18 protein-coding genes and 1 riboswitch are annotated in these 16,144 nt (G+C 69.2%); of the genes, 5 read left to right on the top strand and 13 right to left on the bottom strand.

Annotation, left to right across the window (positions count from 1 at the left end; all coding sequences use genetic code 11):
* Positions 1 to 197 precede the first annotated feature (197 nt).
* Together ACODR1_RS22310 and ACODR1_RS22315 are read left to right on the top strand one after the other, a co-directional pair.
* On the top strand, positions 198 to 3,995 hold the full coding sequence (locus ACODR1_RS22310; protein WP_488882395.1) for a LamG-like jellyroll fold domain-containing protein: 3,798 nt from the start codon (positions 198 to 200) through the stop codon (positions 3,993 to 3,995).
* A complete protein-coding gene (locus tag ACODR1_RS22315) occupies positions 3,992 to 4,450 on the top strand; it encodes a GlcG/HbpS family heme-binding protein (RefSeq protein WP_488882396.1) in 459 nt (152 codons plus the stop codon). The genes ACODR1_RS22310 and ACODR1_RS22315 overlap by 4 nt, the downstream gene beginning before the upstream one ends.
* 103 nt (positions 4,451 to 4,553) lie before the next feature.
* On the opposite strand, the gene ACODR1_RS22320 is transcribed toward ACODR1_RS22315, so the two are convergent.
* Both ACODR1_RS22320 and ACODR1_RS22325 read right to left on the bottom strand, forming a co-directional pair.
* Positions 4,554 to 5,132: a type 1 glutamine amidotransferase family protein gene (locus ACODR1_RS22320; protein WP_488882397.1), complete on the bottom strand. Its 579-nt coding sequence runs from the start codon at positions 5,130 to 5,132 to the stop codon at positions 4,554 to 4,556.
* Positions 5,132 to 5,452, bottom strand: coding sequence for a heavy metal-binding domain-containing protein (locus ACODR1_RS22325; RefSeq protein WP_058349561.1), 321 nt, complete (start codon positions 5,450 to 5,452; stop codon positions 5,132 to 5,134). Before ACODR1_RS22325 ends, ACODR1_RS22320 begins: the two co-directional genes overlap by 1 nt.
* 66 nt (positions 5,453 to 5,518) lie before the next feature.
* On the opposite strand from ACODR1_RS22325, the gene msrB reads away from it, so the two are divergent.
* Positions 5,519 to 5,998, top strand: coding sequence for a peptide-methionine (R)-S-oxide reductase MsrB (msrB, locus tag ACODR1_RS22330; RefSeq protein ID WP_101719817.1), 480 nt, complete (start codon positions 5,519 to 5,521; stop codon positions 5,996 to 5,998).
* 320 nt (positions 5,999 to 6,318) lie between these two features.
* Here msrB and ACODR1_RS22335 read toward each other — a convergent pair whose 3' ends face one another.
* From ACODR1_RS22335 to ACODR1_RS22385, 11 genes are all read right to left on the bottom strand, one after another.
* On the bottom strand, positions 6,319 to 6,708 hold the full coding sequence (locus tag ACODR1_RS22335; RefSeq protein WP_488882398.1) for a hypothetical protein: 390 nt from the start codon (positions 6,706 to 6,708) through the stop codon (positions 6,319 to 6,321).
* Positions 6,709 to 6,777: 69 nt separating this feature from the next.
* Entirely contained in the window at positions 6,778 to 7,215 is a 438-nt protein-coding gene (locus tag ACODR1_RS22340) for a hypothetical protein (RefSeq protein ID WP_488882399.1), read from the bottom strand.
* Positions 7,216 to 7,225: 10 nt separating this feature from the next.
* A complete protein-coding gene (locus ACODR1_RS22345) occupies positions 7,226 to 7,579 on the bottom strand; it encodes a DUF1428 domain-containing protein (protein WP_488882400.1) in 354 nt (117 codons plus the stop codon).
* Between the two features lie 79 nt (positions 7,580 to 7,658).
* Positions 7,659 to 9,020, bottom strand: coding sequence for a S41 family peptidase (locus ACODR1_RS22350; protein WP_488882401.1), 1,362 nt, complete (start codon positions 9,018 to 9,020; stop codon positions 7,659 to 7,661).
* Positions 9,021 to 9,041: 21 nt separating this feature from the next.
* Entirely contained in the window at positions 9,042 to 9,203 is a 162-nt protein-coding gene (locus ACODR1_RS22355; RefSeq protein ID WP_488882402.1) for a hypothetical protein, read from the bottom strand.
* On the bottom strand, positions 9,200 to 9,712 hold the full coding sequence (locus tag ACODR1_RS22360) for an ATPase (RefSeq protein ID WP_488882403.1): 513 nt from the start codon (positions 9,710 to 9,712) through the stop codon (positions 9,200 to 9,202). Before ACODR1_RS22360 ends, ACODR1_RS22355 begins: the two co-directional genes overlap by 4 nt.
* A gap of 83 nt (positions 9,713 to 9,795) precedes the next feature.
* Positions 9,796 to 11,634 (bottom strand): phosphomethylpyrimidine synthase ThiC, encoded by a 1,839-nt coding sequence (gene thiC, locus ACODR1_RS22365; RefSeq protein ID WP_488882404.1) that lies wholly within the window; start codon positions 11,632 to 11,634, stop codon positions 9,796 to 9,798.
* A 74-nt stretch (positions 11,635 to 11,708) separates the two neighbouring features.
* Positions 11,709 to 11,814, bottom strand: a riboswitch (TPP riboswitch).
* Positions 11,815 to 11,864: 50 nt separating this feature from the next.
* Complete coding sequence (locus ACODR1_RS22370; RefSeq protein ID WP_488882405.1) at positions 11,865 to 12,056, bottom strand: hypothetical protein; 192 nt, start codon at positions 12,054 to 12,056, stop codon at positions 11,865 to 11,867.
* A gap of 20 nt (positions 12,057 to 12,076) precedes the next feature.
* On the bottom strand, positions 12,077 to 12,925 hold the full coding sequence (gene ypfJ / locus ACODR1_RS22375; protein ID WP_488882406.1) for a KPN_02809 family neutral zinc metallopeptidase: 849 nt from the start codon (positions 12,923 to 12,925) through the stop codon (positions 12,077 to 12,079).
* Positions 12,926 to 12,939: 14 nt separating this feature from the next.
* Positions 12,940 to 13,329 carry a hypothetical protein gene (locus ACODR1_RS22380; RefSeq protein WP_488882407.1) on the bottom strand — a complete coding sequence of 130 codons (390 nt, stop codon included), beginning with the start codon at positions 13,327 to 13,329 and terminating at the stop codon, positions 12,940 to 12,942.
* A gap of 43 nt (positions 13,330 to 13,372) precedes the next feature.
* The gene (locus ACODR1_RS22385) at positions 13,373 to 13,990 is read right to left on the bottom strand and encodes a tetratricopeptide repeat protein (protein ID WP_488882408.1); all 618 of its coding nucleotides are present in this window, start codon (positions 13,988 to 13,990) and stop codon (positions 13,373 to 13,375) included.
* Positions 13,991 to 14,207: 217 nt separating this feature from the next.
* Between ACODR1_RS22385 and cuyA the strand changes: the two genes are divergently transcribed.
* Together cuyA and cuyB are read left to right on the top strand one after the other, a co-directional pair.
* Positions 14,208 to 15,209, top strand: coding sequence for a D-cysteate sulfo-lyase (cuyA, locus tag ACODR1_RS22390; protein WP_488882409.1), 1,002 nt, complete (start codon positions 14,208 to 14,210; stop codon positions 15,207 to 15,209).
* Positions 15,210 to 15,340: 131 nt separating this feature from the next.
* The gene (gene cuyB, locus ACODR1_RS22395; RefSeq protein WP_488882410.1) at positions 15,341 to 16,003 is read left to right on the top strand and encodes a cysteate racemase; all 663 of its coding nucleotides are present in this window, start codon (positions 15,341 to 15,343) and stop codon (positions 16,001 to 16,003) included.
* The last annotated feature ends 141 nt before the right edge of the window (positions 16,004 to 16,144 follow it).

Consider the following 16,144-nt stretch of genomic DNA (forward strand, 5'->3'; position numbering starts at 1 on the left):
CCCCCCAGCACCGCCTTCGGCGGCCCCCTCAGTCGCTTCGCGACAGCTCCCCCAGAGGGGGAGCATCTCGCGCAGCGCATGCCCTCCTCTAGGCGTATCAGGCCAAGGCCGGTTTGCAACGCGAGCCGCCCGCGCTAAAAGCGTCGCAGGAACCATGACACCGGTTTCCAATAAGAACGACTAGGGAGTGAAGCGTAGTGAAATCGGCGCTCTTTCTGGCTTCGGCCTTCTCGGTAATCGCCGCCGCCGGCGCGGCCTCGGCGGCCGCCCCTGCCGAACCCGCCCTCCTCTTCCACGTTTCCGGCGACAAGGGCCTGAAGGCCGACTACGCCGCCGGCGACGCCATCCCCAACTTCGCCGACAAGGTGGCGGTGATCCCCACCGGCAAGGCCGGCCCCGCCCTCTCGGCCCAGGACGACGGCATCCTGGCCTGGAACGCGCCAGGCAACATCCAGGCCCAGCGCGGCACGCTGTCGTTCTTCTGGCGCTCGGGATATCCGGTCGGCGTCGCGCCCTTCGTGATCTTCCGCGTCGGCTACGCCGACCACACCAGCTGGGACATGGCGTTCCTCCGCATCGACTGGAACGGCCACGGCTTCGACGCCTTCGTCACCGACAACGGCCTGGCGCGCACCCGCGTCTCGTTCAAGCTCGACAAGCCGCCGACCGCCGACGCCTGGACGCATCTGGCCTTCACCTGGGACGAACAGACCGGCGTGCAGCTGTTCGTCGACGGCAAGCCCGTGGCGAAGAAGGAGGCCAAGCGGGTCTATGACGCGGGCCTGGACCAATTCGGCATCGCCGGCCGGGTGATCGCCCCGCACCAGGTGCAGAGCCGCTACAACTTCCTGCGCGGCGGGGATCTTGACGAGATCCGCGTCTACGACCGCGCGCTGGACGCCGCCGGCGTCGCCGCCCTGGCCCGCAACGAGGCTCTCCCCGCCGCCGCCCCGGTCCCGACGCTGGAGGATCCGGCCACGCGCGCGGCCTGGCGCCTGCGCCACGGCTGGACGGGCGAGGCCCCGCCCCTGCTGACCGATCCGGCCACCCGCATCCGCAAGGTCGAGTTCACAGACGCCAAGGACATCAAGGAATGGATGTGGCGGGCCAACGACGGCATCCCCGAGACCACCTGGCCCGGCGTCTACAACCGCTCGCGCCTGGAGGGCCGCGACGACTATTTCCCGCTGCCGGACTGGAACACCTATGTCGAGGGCGGCAAGGCGCTGACGCTGGCCCTGCCCGACGAGCCGATCAGCCGCCTGGAGATCCAGGGCACGGCCTATGGCGACCTGACCTGGGCCGCGAAGGCCGGTGAAAAGGGTACGAAGATCGGCGTGCGGCCCAAGGGCCTCTACCGCTCGGTGACCACCCTGGCCCAGCCGCTGAAGGGCGGCGTGCTGACCTTCACCAACACCGACCAGGAAACCCCGATCCAGGAGCTCTGGGCCTATGACGTCTCGTCCGGCAAGGAGCCCGACGGCGTCTTCAAGATGAACTACACGGTCCGCGCCGAGGTGGCGCCGGACTATCTGAACCTCTCCGACCTCAACGCCTATGTCGCCGGGCGCTTCCCGGCCGGCGAGCGGGCGACGGTGGTGGCCATTCCGGACGCTGCCCCGCAGCGCAAGCGCCCCGCCGCCGATCTCTCCGCGCCCGGCCTGCCGATCGTCCACGTGATGATCCCGTCGGGCTTCGGCGACGCGCCAGCCGCGCAAGCCCTGGCCCGCAACTGGGCCTATGGCTGGGAGAACGCCCGCGACGGCCTGGACGGGATCGCGCTCGACATCCCCGCCCTGCCCGGCGCCGCAGGGACCACGATCCCGCTGAACATCCAGGTCAAGGACCCGATCTGGCCGGGCCGCAACATGATCGACGTCTCGGTCTCGGTGAAGGCCGGGCAGGCCCGCACCCTGTGGCTGGACCTGCGCGACCGGGTCCTGACCGCCGACAGCCTCTACCTGACCATCGCCGCCGACAGCGCCGAGTTCGGGCCCAAGGCGCTGGACGGGGCCAAGGTGCGGCTGGTGTTCAAGGCCCGCGAGGAGGCCAAGGCCGAGCACGTGGCCGACCGCTTCAACCAGGTGAAGGACAACTGGGCCTTCCTGGTGGAAGAGCACACCACCTCCAAGCGCCAGGGCCTCTATCGCCGTCTCTACGCCGACATCTCCGACCTGCTGCGCGTGGATCCAGACCACAAGGAAGGCCGCGAATACTGGGGCGACATCACCTATGGCAGCCAGGGCTGGCCGGCCTTCGAGCAGCCCAAGGCGCCTGACGGCGTGCCGCTGTGGGCCTTCCGCCAGACCGAAGACCTCAAGCGGGTGGCCAAGTTCATCAACTGGTGGATCGACGAGCGCCAGGTTCCGTACGGCGACTTCGGCGGCGGCCTGTCGGACGACACCGACCTTCTGCAGCAATGGCCGGGCCTGGCGCTGATGGGCGTCGATCCCGACAAGGTGAAGGGTTCGCTGAACCTGCTGACCGACGCGGTCTACCGCAACGGCATGTTCACGAACGGCCTGTCGACCATCGCCACCGACGAGCTGCACGCCTACGAGGAGGGCATCAACTCCAACAGCGAGGCGATGTATCTCGACTACGGCGACCCGCTGGCCGTCGAGCGGCTGTTCACGACGGTGAAGGCCCTGCCGGGGATCATCGATCGCAATCCGGCCGGCCACGTCCACTTCAACACCAACTGGTACAGCGGCTCGATCTCCTACCGCGAAGGCCCGTGGGAGTGGCAGAAGCCCTATTCGTTCGGCGTGGTGCACCCGGCGATCCTGATCGGCGACTACAACCGCGACCAGACCGCCCGCGACATCGTGCTGGGCCTGGCCGACGGCTATCTGGCCCACGCCAAGGCCGACGGCTCCTATCCCAACGAAATCAACTGGCGCACGGACGCCGAGCGCGGCGGCACGGTGCTGCAGGGCTCGGGCGCGGGCGGGCCGTTCCAGATCTTCTGGCAGGCCTGGCGCTGGACGGGGGAGCCCAAGTACCTGGCCCCGATCCAGTGGCGGATCGGCAAGAACGGGGTCAAATCGCTGAACGACCTCAACGACAACGCCCTGTCGATGCTGAACCTGGGCGACGCCAACAAGGACGCCATCGTCAAATCGGCCGCCAAGGGCGGGCCTATGGAGCGCTTCGCCGCCTGGAGCCTGACCGGCGACAAGACCTGGCTCGAAAAGGCCTATGCCGACGAGATCCAGTGGGCCGACCAGCACATGTATATGCACACCGACGGCCACTGGTGGTCGGACCGGGTGGAGATCCCGTCCGACGTGCTGCAACGCTCGCGCCTGGGCGGCATCGCCAACAAGCGCGGCCAGATGACGCCGGGCCACCTGGTCAGCTGGCGCTTCGAGGGCGGCGGCTCGAAAGCCGTCGGGGGCGAGGACGTGGCCATCCTGGTCAAGGACGGGACGGCCAAAGGCTTCAAGGTCGTGGCCTACAACCTGTCGGACAAGCCGGTGACGGCGACCATGACAGGCTGGATGGTCGCGCCCGGCCAGTGGACGCTGACGCAAGGGATCGACACCACGGGCGACGACGCCATCGACAGTGCGGGCGAGACGCGGCAGGTCGCCTTCGAGCGCACCAAGAGCGTCAGCGTGGTGCTGCAGCCGGGCCAGACCACGATCATCGACATGGCCCTGGCGACGCCGGGCGACGATCCCGCCCAGCGCGCCGATCTCGGCATCGGCCGCGGCGACGTGACGGTGAAGGGCTCGGCGGTCACCGCCAAGGTCCACAGCCTCGGCGCCCAGGACGCGACGGCCTCGAAGCTGGAACTGGTCGACGCCTCGGGCAAGGTGCTGGCCAGCGCCGCCGTCCCGGCCCTGGCCGCGCCCAGGGACCTGCTGCCCAAGGTCCACACCGCCCGCCTGAAGATCCCCGCCGGCGCCAGGCCGTCGGAACTGCGGCTGCGCATCGTCAGCGACCAGCCGCAGATCACCGCCCTCAACGACGAGGTGAAGCTGCCATGATCCGTATCGCACTGATCGCCGCCGGCCTGCTGGCGGCCTCCACCGCCTGGGCGGCCGAGCCCTATGGCCGCAACGTCACGCTGAAGGAGGCCAAGGCCGTGGCCGCCGCCGCCGAGGCCGAGGCGGCCAAGGCCGGCGTCGCCGTGGCCATCACGGTGGTCGAGCCGAACGGACAGCCGGTTCTGGTCTGGAAGATGGACGGGGCCTCTTACTCGGCCCCGGAGGTCTCGCGCCGCAAGGCCGAGACCGCCACCGCCTATCGCCGGCCGACCAAGGCGTTCCAGGACGCGGTGAAGGGCGGCAACCTCAACGCCATCTCCAACGGCGCCCTGGCCATCGAGGGCGGCGAGTTGCTGCTGGTCGAGGGCAGGATCGTCGGGGCGGTCGGCGTGGCCGGCGCCACGCCCGAGCAGGACGGCGTCCTGGCCCGGGCGAGCGCGGCGGCGGTGAAGTGAGTGAGCTTCTCGTCCTTCGACAAGCTCAGGATGAGGAACTCAAGTCCGCGTCGGCAATCACCCTCGTCCTGAGCCTGTCGAAGGACGAGGGTGACGCAGGGCCTCAGCCCTGGCCGAACTCGCGGGCGAACATCGCCACGTAGCCGTCCAGGCGCTCGGAGGCTTCCGGCGCGATCAGCCGGGTGACCTCGGCCGAGAAGGTGACCGGGGCCGAGCCGGCGGCGGTGACGATCCTGCCGTCGACCACCGCGCGGGGGCTTTCGACATAGCCTTCGGCGCCGGCGTAGCCGGGGGCCTGCTCGGCCAGCCAGTCCTTGCCGTTGGAGGTGTGGGCCTTGCCCGCCAGCAGGCCGGCCTTGGCCAGGGCGATGGTCGCCCCGCAGATGCCGGCGACGATCTTGCCGTCGGCGTGGGCCTGGCGCAGCAGGCTGAACACCGCGTCGTTCTCGTACCCCTGCCAGGCCTCGGAGCCGATCAGCAGATAGGCGTCGGCGTCCGACAGCACCGGATCGTCGAACCGGTAGTCGGCGGCGGCCAGGATCCCGCCGATCGAGGTCTCGGGATCACCAGTGGGGGTGGCGATCTCGATCTGGACGCCGAAATATTCACGCAAGGACGCCAGCACGGGACCGGCTTCCCAGTCGGCCCAGCCGGGCTGGAGGAAGGCGACGGCGATCGTCATCAGCGCAGCTTCACGGCGGTGCCGGCGGCGGTGACCATCAGCATGCCGTTGTCGGCGCCAAGGGCCTCGTAGTCGAGATCCACGCCCACCACGGCGTCGGCGCCCTGGCGGCGGGCCTCGTCGATCATTTCCTGCAGGGCGATGTCGCGCGCCTCGCGCAGGGCCTTCTCGTAGCCGCCGGCGCGGCCGCCGATGATGTTGGTGATGCCGGCGAACAGGTCGCGGAAGATGTGCGCGCCGATGATCGCCTCGCCCGAGACGACGCCCAGGGTGGCCACGGTCTCGCGCTCGGCGACGTACGGAGTGGTCGAGGTGATCATGCGGTTCCCGTCCCTTGATGCGGCCTGCCCTACCGGCGGGCCGTGCGAGCCCCTAGATTGGCACGCATGACCCAAGCCGCCACCCTCTCTTCCACAGGTTTCGACCTGACCCCGCCCACCGAAGCCGAGCGCGAACGCCTGGAAGGCGACCTGACCGCCGAGGAGGCCCGCGTCCTGCTGCACCACGGCACCGAGGCGCCGTTCTGCGGCGGCCTGCTGGGCGAAAAAAGCCCCGGCGTCTACGGCTGCCGGCTGTGCGGCCTGCCGCTGTTCAAGCACGAGACCAAGTTCGAGAGCGGCACCGGCTGGCCCAGCTTCTACGCGCCGTTCGACGAGGACCACGTCAAGGCCGTGCGCGACACCTCCTACGGCATGGTGCGCATCGAGACCCGCTGCGCGCGCTGCGACAGCCACCAGGGCCACGTCTTTCCCGACGGCCCGGCGCCGACCCGCCTGCGCTACTGCATCAACTCGGTGTCGCTGCAGTTCGTGAAGGCCGGCGATCCCCTGCCCGACCCGCTGCATCGCGGCGATCGCCTGCCATAGACGGCTGGACGCCTCTCGCAGGGGCGCCCAAATGCAAGGCAAAGCTTTCCCCGGCGGAACTTCGACCCTCGGTGGAAAAAATGGATTGCTCGGCACAACTATAAAGAGCATGGTCAATTCGAGGCCGCAGGTGCGGCGACTCGCTCGGACGGCGCTCCCTAGGCGACGGCCCGAACCGCCCGCGCACAACCTCCGGCAGGGTTGTGGCGCTCCATGGCGGACGCGTCGGGAGAAGGCCCCTTCCCCCCAGTCTTCTCCCGACGCGAACCCGTTTTCCGAAAACGTGACTGCTCAGACGTGACTGTTCAGGGCGCGACAATTCAGGGCGCGACGGGGCCGTAGGCGACATAGCCGCGCTCGACCATTCGGCGCAGGGCCTCGTAGGCGGCCGACAGCTCGTCATAGGCCAGGCGCAGGCCAGCCAGCTTCTCGACCTCGGCGGCGTCCGGCGCGCGGCCCGACTGGCCTATGGCCAGCGCCATGGCCGCCCAGCGCGCCCGGGCCTGGGCCGTGGACACGGCCAGCTTCTGGAAATGGCCGGCGTCCAGCCGTCCCAGGGCCTGGGCCATGATCTCTCGATTGGAGAGAAAGGCCGTGTAGTCGATCTGCTCAAGGTGGCCGCGCAGGCGGCGCTGCTCCTGGGGATCGATGTCCTGCGGCTCGAAATGGTCGCTGAAGCGACGCGTGCTGGACGTGACGGTAGACGACATGACGGCCTCCCTGACCGCATCGTTCTGGCCGCTGAGTCTGCGCCTCGCCCCTTAAGCGGTCGTTACCCGTCAATCGGGCGTCAGCAGTCCCTGCAACCCGACGATCATGGCGATGATCCCGAAGATCGCCAAGACCAGTCCCGCCCCTTGCGCGCCGCTGGCCGGCAGGTCTCCGGATCCGCCCAGGCGGCGCGCCACCGCGCCGGCCCGCAGGCGGTCCCACAGCAGCAGGACGCCGACGGCGAGCCCGACGATCTCGAAGTGGAAGACGTGCGGCCCAGAGACCAGGTGCACGATCAGGAAATAGCCGCCGCAGACCAGGGCCGCGATCCCGACGATCCAGCCGAACGGCGCCAGTCGCGCGGCGAACCGCCCCAGGTCGTCGCCCGCCCTGGGCAGCAGAGCCAGAAGGCCGATCGCCAGCAGGAAGCCGCCGACGAGATTGCATAGGTCGAGGATCAGTTCGAGCATGACCGTGGAATGCCGGCCGGGCCGCCGGCGTTCCACGGCCGGGGCTTCAGCGCTCGACGATGGTCTCGAAGCCGCCGAAGATCATGCGCTTTCCGTCGAAGGGCATGTTGTCCATGTACGGCTTGAGGCGCTCGTCCTGCATCACCTTGGCCATCACCTCGTCGCGCTTGGCCTTGCTGTCGTAGGTGATCCACGAGAACACGGTGATCTCGTCGTCCTTCAGCTGGACGGCGCGGGGGAACGAGGTGAGTTCGCCGTAGGGCACGTCGTCGGCGATGGCCTCGACATAGGACAGCGCGCCCAACTCCATCCAGATCGAGCCCGCCAGGGTCGCCATCTCCTTGTAGGCCTCGACATTGGCCTTGGGCACGGCGAGCACGAAACCGTCGACATAGGTCATGGGATCCTCCCTTGGATCGTTGTTGGCCCCCTTAGGACGTTTCAACGCGGAGAGGCCCGACACGGGCGCCTCGAAAAGTTCAGCGTCCGCCGATCAGGTCGAGCACGCGGTCCAGCGCCCTGGCGTGGCCTTGCGGGGCACTGGGCGGATCATCCGGCGGAAAGACCGGCAGCGGAACCTGGGGGACGATCCCCAGCCCTTCCACTATCTGGCCGCCGGCGTCGCGATGCACCTCGGCCGGCAGGGCGAAGCGCCAGCCGTTCGGCAGCGGCTTCTGCAGCTGGTCCGACAGCGCCCCGCGCGTGGTCTCGCCCGCCTGGCGCACATTGGGCAAGGCCCGCATCGACAGGGTGAAGGTCTCGCCGGCGCTGACCGTGACCTGGCTGGTCAGCAGCCAGACGGGCCCGAGATAGCGCGGGCGGTCGGACGGCGTAATGAACAGCGTCTGGGCGACGCCGTCGCCGCCGACTGCGACCTTGGACCCGACCTCGCGCCGGCGATCGGCGAAGCGCGCGGCGATCCGGCGGGCGACCACGTCATAGCCGCCGCGATTGTCGCTGACGTCGACGATCACCGCCCTGGCGCCGGCGAAGGCGTCAATGGCCTCGTCCAGCGTCGCGTCGAGCAGCGCCGTGTCGTCGTCGCCGGCCTTGGGGTCGAAGCCGCCCATGGCGGTCAGAGCCAGATAGCCGACCTCGCCCTTGCGGCCCCACAGGATGCGACCGCCGGCCGCCTCGCGCACGCCCAGGGGCGCGGCCAGCACCTGCGCCCGCCAGGCTCGTCCCCAGGCCGCCTCGCCCCCGGGCGCGGCCTTGGCCCGCAGCAGCACAGCCGCCTCGCCCAGCCGCCGGGTGCGCCTCCGGCTCTCGATCAGGCCATCCAGCTCCACGTGGGCGTCGTCGATGCCGCGCAACAGCACGGCCAGCGCCTTCCACAGCGCCTCGTCGTCGGGCGTCTTGCCCAAGGCGGCGAAGGCCGCGCTTCGCCGGACGGTCCAGTCGAGGCCGCGCTCCCTGGAGAGCGGATAGTAGGCGGCGAAGGTGTCGGCGACGGCGGTCAGGGTCCGTTGCTGCGTCCACGGTCGGGCCTCGGCGCAGGCCCCCGGAAGGGCCTTCAGCCGGTCGAAGCGATAGACCGTGCCGCCGGTCTCGCCCGCCGTCTCGATCGCGCCGCCGACAGGCCGCCACAGCTTCAGCACGCCGTCGGGATCGCCCTGCGGCCTCGGATCCCGCCAGCAATCCTCGCCGGCCAGGTGATAGAGGCTGGGGCCAGAAGCGTCGAACCGCACGATCCAGCCGTAGCCGCGGGACTTCCAGACGCCTCGCAGGGGTTCGGCGACGACGTCGGCCTCGGCGACAGGTCGGAAACCGGCCGGAGTTGCGGCCGCTGGCGCGACATGAAGCAGCGCCGCCGTCAGGGCGACACCGACGAGGATCTTCAATGCCCGTGGGTCAGCCAGAGCCTAGCCGCCGGATTTCTTCTGAAGCACGGCGATCGCTCTTTCGACAGCCGTTTGCTTTCCGAGAAACTTGCCCGCGCGCTCGTCCCGCGTACCGTGGCGCGCTTTCCAGGCCGCCTCCTTCAAGGCCTCCTCGACAAGCTTGATATCGGTGCGCTGGTTCATGACGAAGAGTCTAACAGTTCGAGGCCCATCTCGCCACTAAGCCAGACCTGCCAAGCATCTACCAAGGGCTTGTAGATCTCATCGAGATAACGAAGGCTTCGAGGAAACCGTCGGCGGATGTCTTCCTCAGGAATATCGTGGCCGCCCATCTCGACGCGTCGACGCACGCGACCCAAAGAGTCCGCCACCGTGGGCAAGCGTAGATAGACTAGTTCCACTCGGTAGCCGCTGCGCCGCCATTGCTGGATGCGGCGGGCGTATGAACGGCTCGCCAGCGTCGTCTCCAGCGCTATGTCACGTCGGTCCAAGGTCAAGGTGTCGAGCAGACCCAACATCTGTCGTCCAGCAAGGATGTGGGTTGCCGCATCCAGGGAACTTAAGCCCATCCGACGAGCGATCTCATCCGCGTTGACGAACTCGAATGGCTCGCGCCGACGCGCCAGCAGAGCATTGGCGAAGGTCGTTTTGCCCGCTCCGTTCGGTCCGGCGATGATCAGGACGGTCGGCATGAGCCTCCACATGACAAGGGCCCGGTTCCCAAGAACCGAGCCCCGTCAACTTCATCGCGAAAACGACTTCTGGAAAGCCGTCCCTATTCCGTCTTCAGGTAGATCTCAGACCCCTGCTCGCGGAACTTCTCGCTCATTTCGGCCATGCCCAGTTCGGCCGTGTTCGGCGCCTGGGCGGCGGCGAAGTCGCGGACTTCCTGGCTGATCTTCATCGAACAGAACTTCGGGCCGCACATCGAGCAGAAGTGCGCGGTCTTGTGCGCCTCCTTGGGCAGGGTCTCGTCGTGGAAGGCCTGGGCCGTCTCGGGGTCGAGGCCGAGGTTGAACTGGTCTTCCCAGCGGAACTCGAAGCGCGCGCGGCTGATGGCGTCGTCGCGCATCGAGGCGCCTGGGTGGCCCTTGGCGAGGTCGGCGGCGTGGGCGGCCAGCTTGTAGGTGACCACCCCGACCTTGACGTCGTTGCGGTCGGGCAGGCCCAGGTGCTCCTTGGGCGTGACGTAGCAGAGCATCGCCGTGCCGAACCAGCCGATCATCGCCGCCCCGATCGCCGAGGTGATGTGGTCGTAGCCAGGGGCGATGTCCGTCGTCAACGGACCAAGCGTGTAGAAGGGGGCCTCGTGGCAGTGCTTGAGCTGCTCTTCCATGTTGGCCTTGATCTTGTGCATGGCCACGTGGCCCGGCCCCTCGATCATCACCTGCACGCCGTGGTTCCAGGCCACCTTGGTCAGCTCGCCCAGGGTGCGCAGTTCCGAGAACTGGGCCTCGTCGTTGGCGTCGGCGGTCGAGCCCGGCCGCAGGCCGTCGCCCAGAGAGAACGACACGTCGTAGGCGCGCATGATCTCGCAGATCTCGTCGAAGCGCTCGTAGAGGAAGTTCTCCTTGTGGTGGGCCAGGCACCACTTGGCCATGATCGAGCCGCCGCGCGACACGATGCCGGTCACGCGCTTGGCGGTCATCGGCACGAAGGGAAGGCGTACGCCGGCGTGGATCGTGAAGTAGTCGACGCCCTGCTCGGCCTGCTCGATCAGGGTGTCGCGGAAGACCTCCCAGTTCAGGTCCTCGGCCACGCCGCCGACCTTTTCCAGCGCCTGGTAGATCGGCACGGTGCCGATCGGCACGGCGCTGTTGCGGATGATCCAGTCGCGGATGTTGTGGATGTTGCGGCCCGTCGACAGGTCCATGACCGTGTCGGCGCCCCAGCGGGTGGCCCAGACCATCTTGTCGACTTCCTCGGCGACGGTGCCGAGCACGGCCGAGTTGCCGATGTTGGCGTTGATCTTGACCAGGAAGTTGCGGCCGATGGCCATCGGCTCCAGTTCGCCGTGGTTGATGTTGGCCGGGATGATGGCGCGTCCGCGGGCCACTTCCTGGCGCACGAACTCGGGCGTCACGAAGTCGGGGATCGAGGCGCCGAAGTCCTCGCCGTCGCGCACGCACGGACGGGTCTGCTCGCGGCGCAGGTTCTCGCGGATGGCGACGTATTCCATCTCGGCGGTGATGATCCCGGCGCGGGCGTATTCCAGCTGGGTGACCAGCTTGCCTTGCGTGCCGCGGAAGATCTTGCGGCCGTTGTCGGGGAACTGCGGGGCCAGGTGCTTGCCCTGGGCGAAGCCGTTGTCCTCGGGCTTCACCTCGCGCGGATTGGCCACCACCTCGACGTCGCCGCGGGTGACCACCCAGGCGTCGCGGGCGCGGTCCAGGCCCTTGGCGATGTCGATCGTCGCGTTCGGGTCGGTGTAGGGACCGGACGGGTCGTAGATCGTCACCGGCGGCTCGTTGGCCGACGGGTGGACGGCCACCTCGCGGAACGGCACGCGGATGTCGGGGAAGATCTCGCCGGCCTGGTAGACCTTGCGCGATCCCGGCACGGGGCCGGTGGCGACGTCGCCAGTCGCCGGCAGGATGGGGGTTTGGGCGTTCATGTTGCGGGCTCCTCAAGCACTGAAGAGACCCGGACGTGTCGAGCTAAGTCGGTCTTACGGCCTGGACTATACGCTCCCAGGCCGCGTTCCCTCCCTTCGCCGGCATGACCCGGATCAGGTTCGACGGGTCAGGGCTCAAGCCCAATCTCAGCCGCGACAGCGACCCCCCGGTGAACAGGGCGGACACTAGGAGGATTGACGCGCGGGTCAAGGGCGACGAGCGACGTTCGTCAGGACGCCTTCACCATGCGCTTCAGGACGGCCTGCATCTGCTCGTGATGCGCGTCGCCCTCGACCACACGCCACGGAGCATTGTGCGTGTGCCAGGCCAGTCGGGCTTCGCGCAGCTTCTGCCTGAAACGTTTCGGGTCGACACCGGCGGCGCGGGCCATGTCGACCGCCGTCACTTCCCTCTCGCCCATCGTCTCCTCCCTAGCGGCGACTAAAGATCGTCCGTCGCGAAGGTGTCGCAGGCGGCGGGCTTGCCGGCGTCGTAGCCCTTGCCGAACCAGCGCATGCGCTGCTCGCTGGTGCCGTGGGTGAAGCTGTCGGGCATCACCCGTCCCTGCGCCTTGGACTGGATAGCGTCGTCGCCGACGGCGGCGGCCGCGCCCAGGCCGTCCTCGACGTCGGCGCGGGTGATGCGGATGCTGGAGACCTCGGGCGCGTGGCGGGCCCAGACCCCGGCGTAGCAGTCGGCCTGCAGCTCCAGCCGCACCGAGCCGCTTTCGGCGCCGCGACGGCCCAGGCGGTCGGCCTGGCGGGTGGCGCCCAGCTGGTTCTGGATGTGGTGGCCGATCTCGTGGCTGATGACGTAGGCGCGGGCGAACTCGCCCTTGGCCCCGAACCGGCTCTCCAGCTCGTTCCAGAAGCTGAGGTCGAGATAGACCTTGCGGTCGGCCGGGCAATAGAACGGCCCCATCGCCGACTGGCCCAGGCCGCAGCCGGTGCCGGTCTGGTCGTCATAGAGCACGACCGAGGTCGGCGGGACGTAGCGGCCGCCCGAACGGGCGAAGATCGGACCCCAGACGTCGGTGTTGGACGTCTCGATGACGTCGACGAAGCGGCCGCCCTCATCCTGCACCGAGCCGCGACGGCCCTCCTGCTGCTGGGCCGTCGGCGCCTGCGCGCCCTCGACGGCGTTCAGCGTGGTCTGCGGATCGACCCCGAACACGAAATAGCCCACCGCCGCCAGCACCAGGGCGCCGATGCCGCCGCCGGCCGCGGCCACGGGTCCCAGGCCGCGCCGGTCCTCGATATTGCCGGACTGCCGGCCGCCTTCCCATTCCATGCGCGCAAGACCCTCTAGCGTTCCGAAGCGGGCTTGATGGCCCGCAGCACCTCATTGCTCCGCGCCAGCCGCGCGTCGGTCAAGCGGTCCAGTTCGTCCAGACGCAGCGACAGGCCCGCCGACGGATCGCCCCGCTCGGGCAGCACCTCGGCCGGCGGCGGCCGGTAGGGCTGGCCGGCGCTCGCCCCCTGCGCCTGCAGCGAGCGCAGGGTCTGGGCGGCCGCCGCGTGGTCGCGGGCGGCCTGGGCCTGCCGGGCCTGCGCCATCTGCTCCTGGCGCAGGGTCTCGATCTCCATCCGGGCGGCCGCGCGCTGCTGGGCCAGGCCAGCATCCGTCTGGGCGCTCGCCGACCCCGCCGCCATCGCCAGGCCCGTCGCGACCGCTCCCGCCAACAACAGCTTCATGCCACGCCTCCGTCGCCGCCCCGCGCGCCGGAAAAGCGCGGCCTCAGCGGCTCTTGAACGAGAAACGCGCCAGCTCTTCCTTCGGCGCCGTCCATTTCGGATCGAGCTCGGCCGCGCGCTGGAAGTCGTAATAGGCCGCCTTGACGTCGCCGAGGTTCTCGTGGGCCAGGGCGCGGTTGTAATAGGCGCGCTCGGGCTGCTTGACGCCCAGGGCCAGGCCCCGGTCGATCTCGCTCAGCCCCTCGGCGAAGCGATCCTCGGCCACCAGGGCCGCGCCCCGGTTGACATAGACCTCGCCCAGCTTCGGCTCGATGCGGCCGGCCGCGTCGAAATCGGCCCGCGCCTCGACATAGGCCTGGCGCCGCAGCTGGATCACGCCGCGATTGACCAGGGTGCGGGCCCGGTCGCCCATCGACAGGGTCTCGACCTCCAGCGCCGTGGTGCACAGCCGCATGGTGTCGTCGTCGTAGCGCCCCCGGATCACGGCCTCGGAGCAGTCCTTGGCGATGCCGCCGCCGATGATCAGCACCGAACCCGCCGCGTTCGCAGCCGGGGGCAGCATCGCCAGAACGGCGACGCCGAGGATCCAGCCGCGCAGCATCCTGGCGCCGGAGCGAGCGATGCGCGGCGGCGGCCGAGACTTGAGGATCTTGGCATTCATGCGTTTTCTCCCAACGTCCGCCCGGCCTTCCGACGGGCCCGCGGGGATGGGGAAAACCAAGCCGCGGGTACGCGGGGACAGGCTTTTTGCGCCCGCCGACGTCGAGGCCGCCAGGCGAGCGCCAGCATAGCACCGTTTGGGCCCGACGCCTCGCCGAAACGCTTTGCCAGCCGCCCTCGCGCGGCCTATCTCCAGGCGTCCGGATCGGAGTTCCCGCATGCACCTGGCCCGCTTTCCCCGCGCCCGCTTCGCCCACCTGCCGACGCCGCTGGAGCCCCTGCCCCGCCTGGGCGCGGAACTCGGCGTCGACCTCTGGGTCAAGCGCGACGACTGCACGGGCCTGGCCGGCGGCGGCAACAAGACCCGCAAGCTGGAATTCCTGCTCGGCGAGGCCCTGGCCCTGGGCGCCGACACCCTGGTGACGCAAGGCGCGGTGCAGTCCAACCACGTGCGCCAGACCATCGCGGCCGGCGCCCGCTACGGCCTTGCGACCGAAGTGATCCTCGAGGAGCGCACGGGCTCCAAGGCCAGCGACTACATGGGCAACGGCAATGTGCTGCTCGACCGGCTGATGGGCGCTTCGATCCGCTTCGTGCCGGGCGGAACCGACATGAACGAAGAGCTGGAAGCCACCGCCGAGATCGTCCGCCGGCGCGGCGGCAACCCCTATGTGATCCCCGGCGGCGGCTCCAACACGGTGGGCGCCCTGGGCTATGTCGACTGCGCCCGCGAACTGGTCGTACAGGCCGACGGCCTGGACCTGAAGATCGACCGCCTGGTCACCGCCACCGGCAGCGCCGGCACCCATGCGGGCCTTGTGGCCGGCTTCGCGGCGCTTTCAGTCGACATCCCCATCCTCGGCTTCGGCGTGCGCGCGCCCAAGGCCAAGCAGGAAGAGAACGTCTTCAACCTGGCCGTCGCCACCGCCGAGACCATCGGCGCGGCCGGCCGGGTGCGGCGCGAGGCGGTCGTGGCCGATTGCGACTATGTGGGCGAAGGCTACGGCCTGGTCGACCAGGGCGTGATCGACGCCCTGGCGCTGGCCGCACGGACGGAAGGCCTGCTGCTGGATCCGGTCTATTCGGGCAAGGCGATGAAGGGCCTGATCGACCAGGCCCGCAAGGGAACGTTCAAGAACGAGCGGGTGGTGTTCCTGCACACCGGCGGCGCCCAGGGGCTGTTCGGCTACCAGTCGGTGCTGGAACCGGCGCTGGGCTGAGGAACCGAAAACCACGTCCTTCGACAGGCTCAGGATGAGGTTTTCTACTGAACTACGGCGCTGGATCTGGTCCTCATCCTGAGCCTGTCGAAGGACGTGGGCCACGCAAGGCGCCGGCTAGGAGATACCCGATGAGCAAGGTCCTCGGCGTGCTGGGCGGCATGGGTCCGGCCGCCACCCTCGACTTCCTGGCCAAGTTGCAGGCGGCGACCCCGGTGGTGCGCGAGCAGGACCACATCCGGGTGCTGGTCGACATCAATCCCAAGATCCCCGACCGCAACACCGACGGCGACGCGGCCGGTCCGGTGCTGGCGGCCATGGCCGCGGGCCTGCGCGACGCCGGCGCCGAAGTTCTGGCCATCGCCTGCAACACCGCCCACGCCTTCGCCGATGAGGTGAAGTCCAGCGGCCTGCCGCTGATCGACCTGCCGGAAACGGCGGTCGAAGCCGCCCGCGTGGATGGCGCGACCCGCATCGGCGTGCTGGGCACGGCCGGCGCGCTGTCGATCTATCGCGACCGCCTGGCGCACCTGGGGCTGGAGGCCGTGACGCTGGGCGACCACGAACAGGTCGAGTTCATGGCCCTGCTCTACCGCATCAAGCGCGGCGACCTGTCGGCGGCCTCGCGCCAGACGATGGCGGCGCTGTCCCATCGGCTGGTGGGACTGGGCGCGCAGGCCGTGGTGGCGGGCTGCACGGAAGTGCCGCTGGTCATGGGCCAGCACGACCTGACCGTGCCGTTCGTGGATGCGACCCAAGCCTTGGCGCGCAAGTGCGTGGAGGTTTGCCGGTAGGCGCCTGCAGCCCCCTCACCTAGTCACCGCAAGCAAATCCGCCTTCCTCGCCCTCGTGGCGAGGATCCATGGTTCAGCCTGCTCCGACCTTTCGAGCTCTAGCTAGATTTGAGCAGCGGCCGGCATGGGCCCTCGCCACGA

The sequence above is a fragment of the Caulobacter sp. FG7 genome, assembly GCF_057808875.1.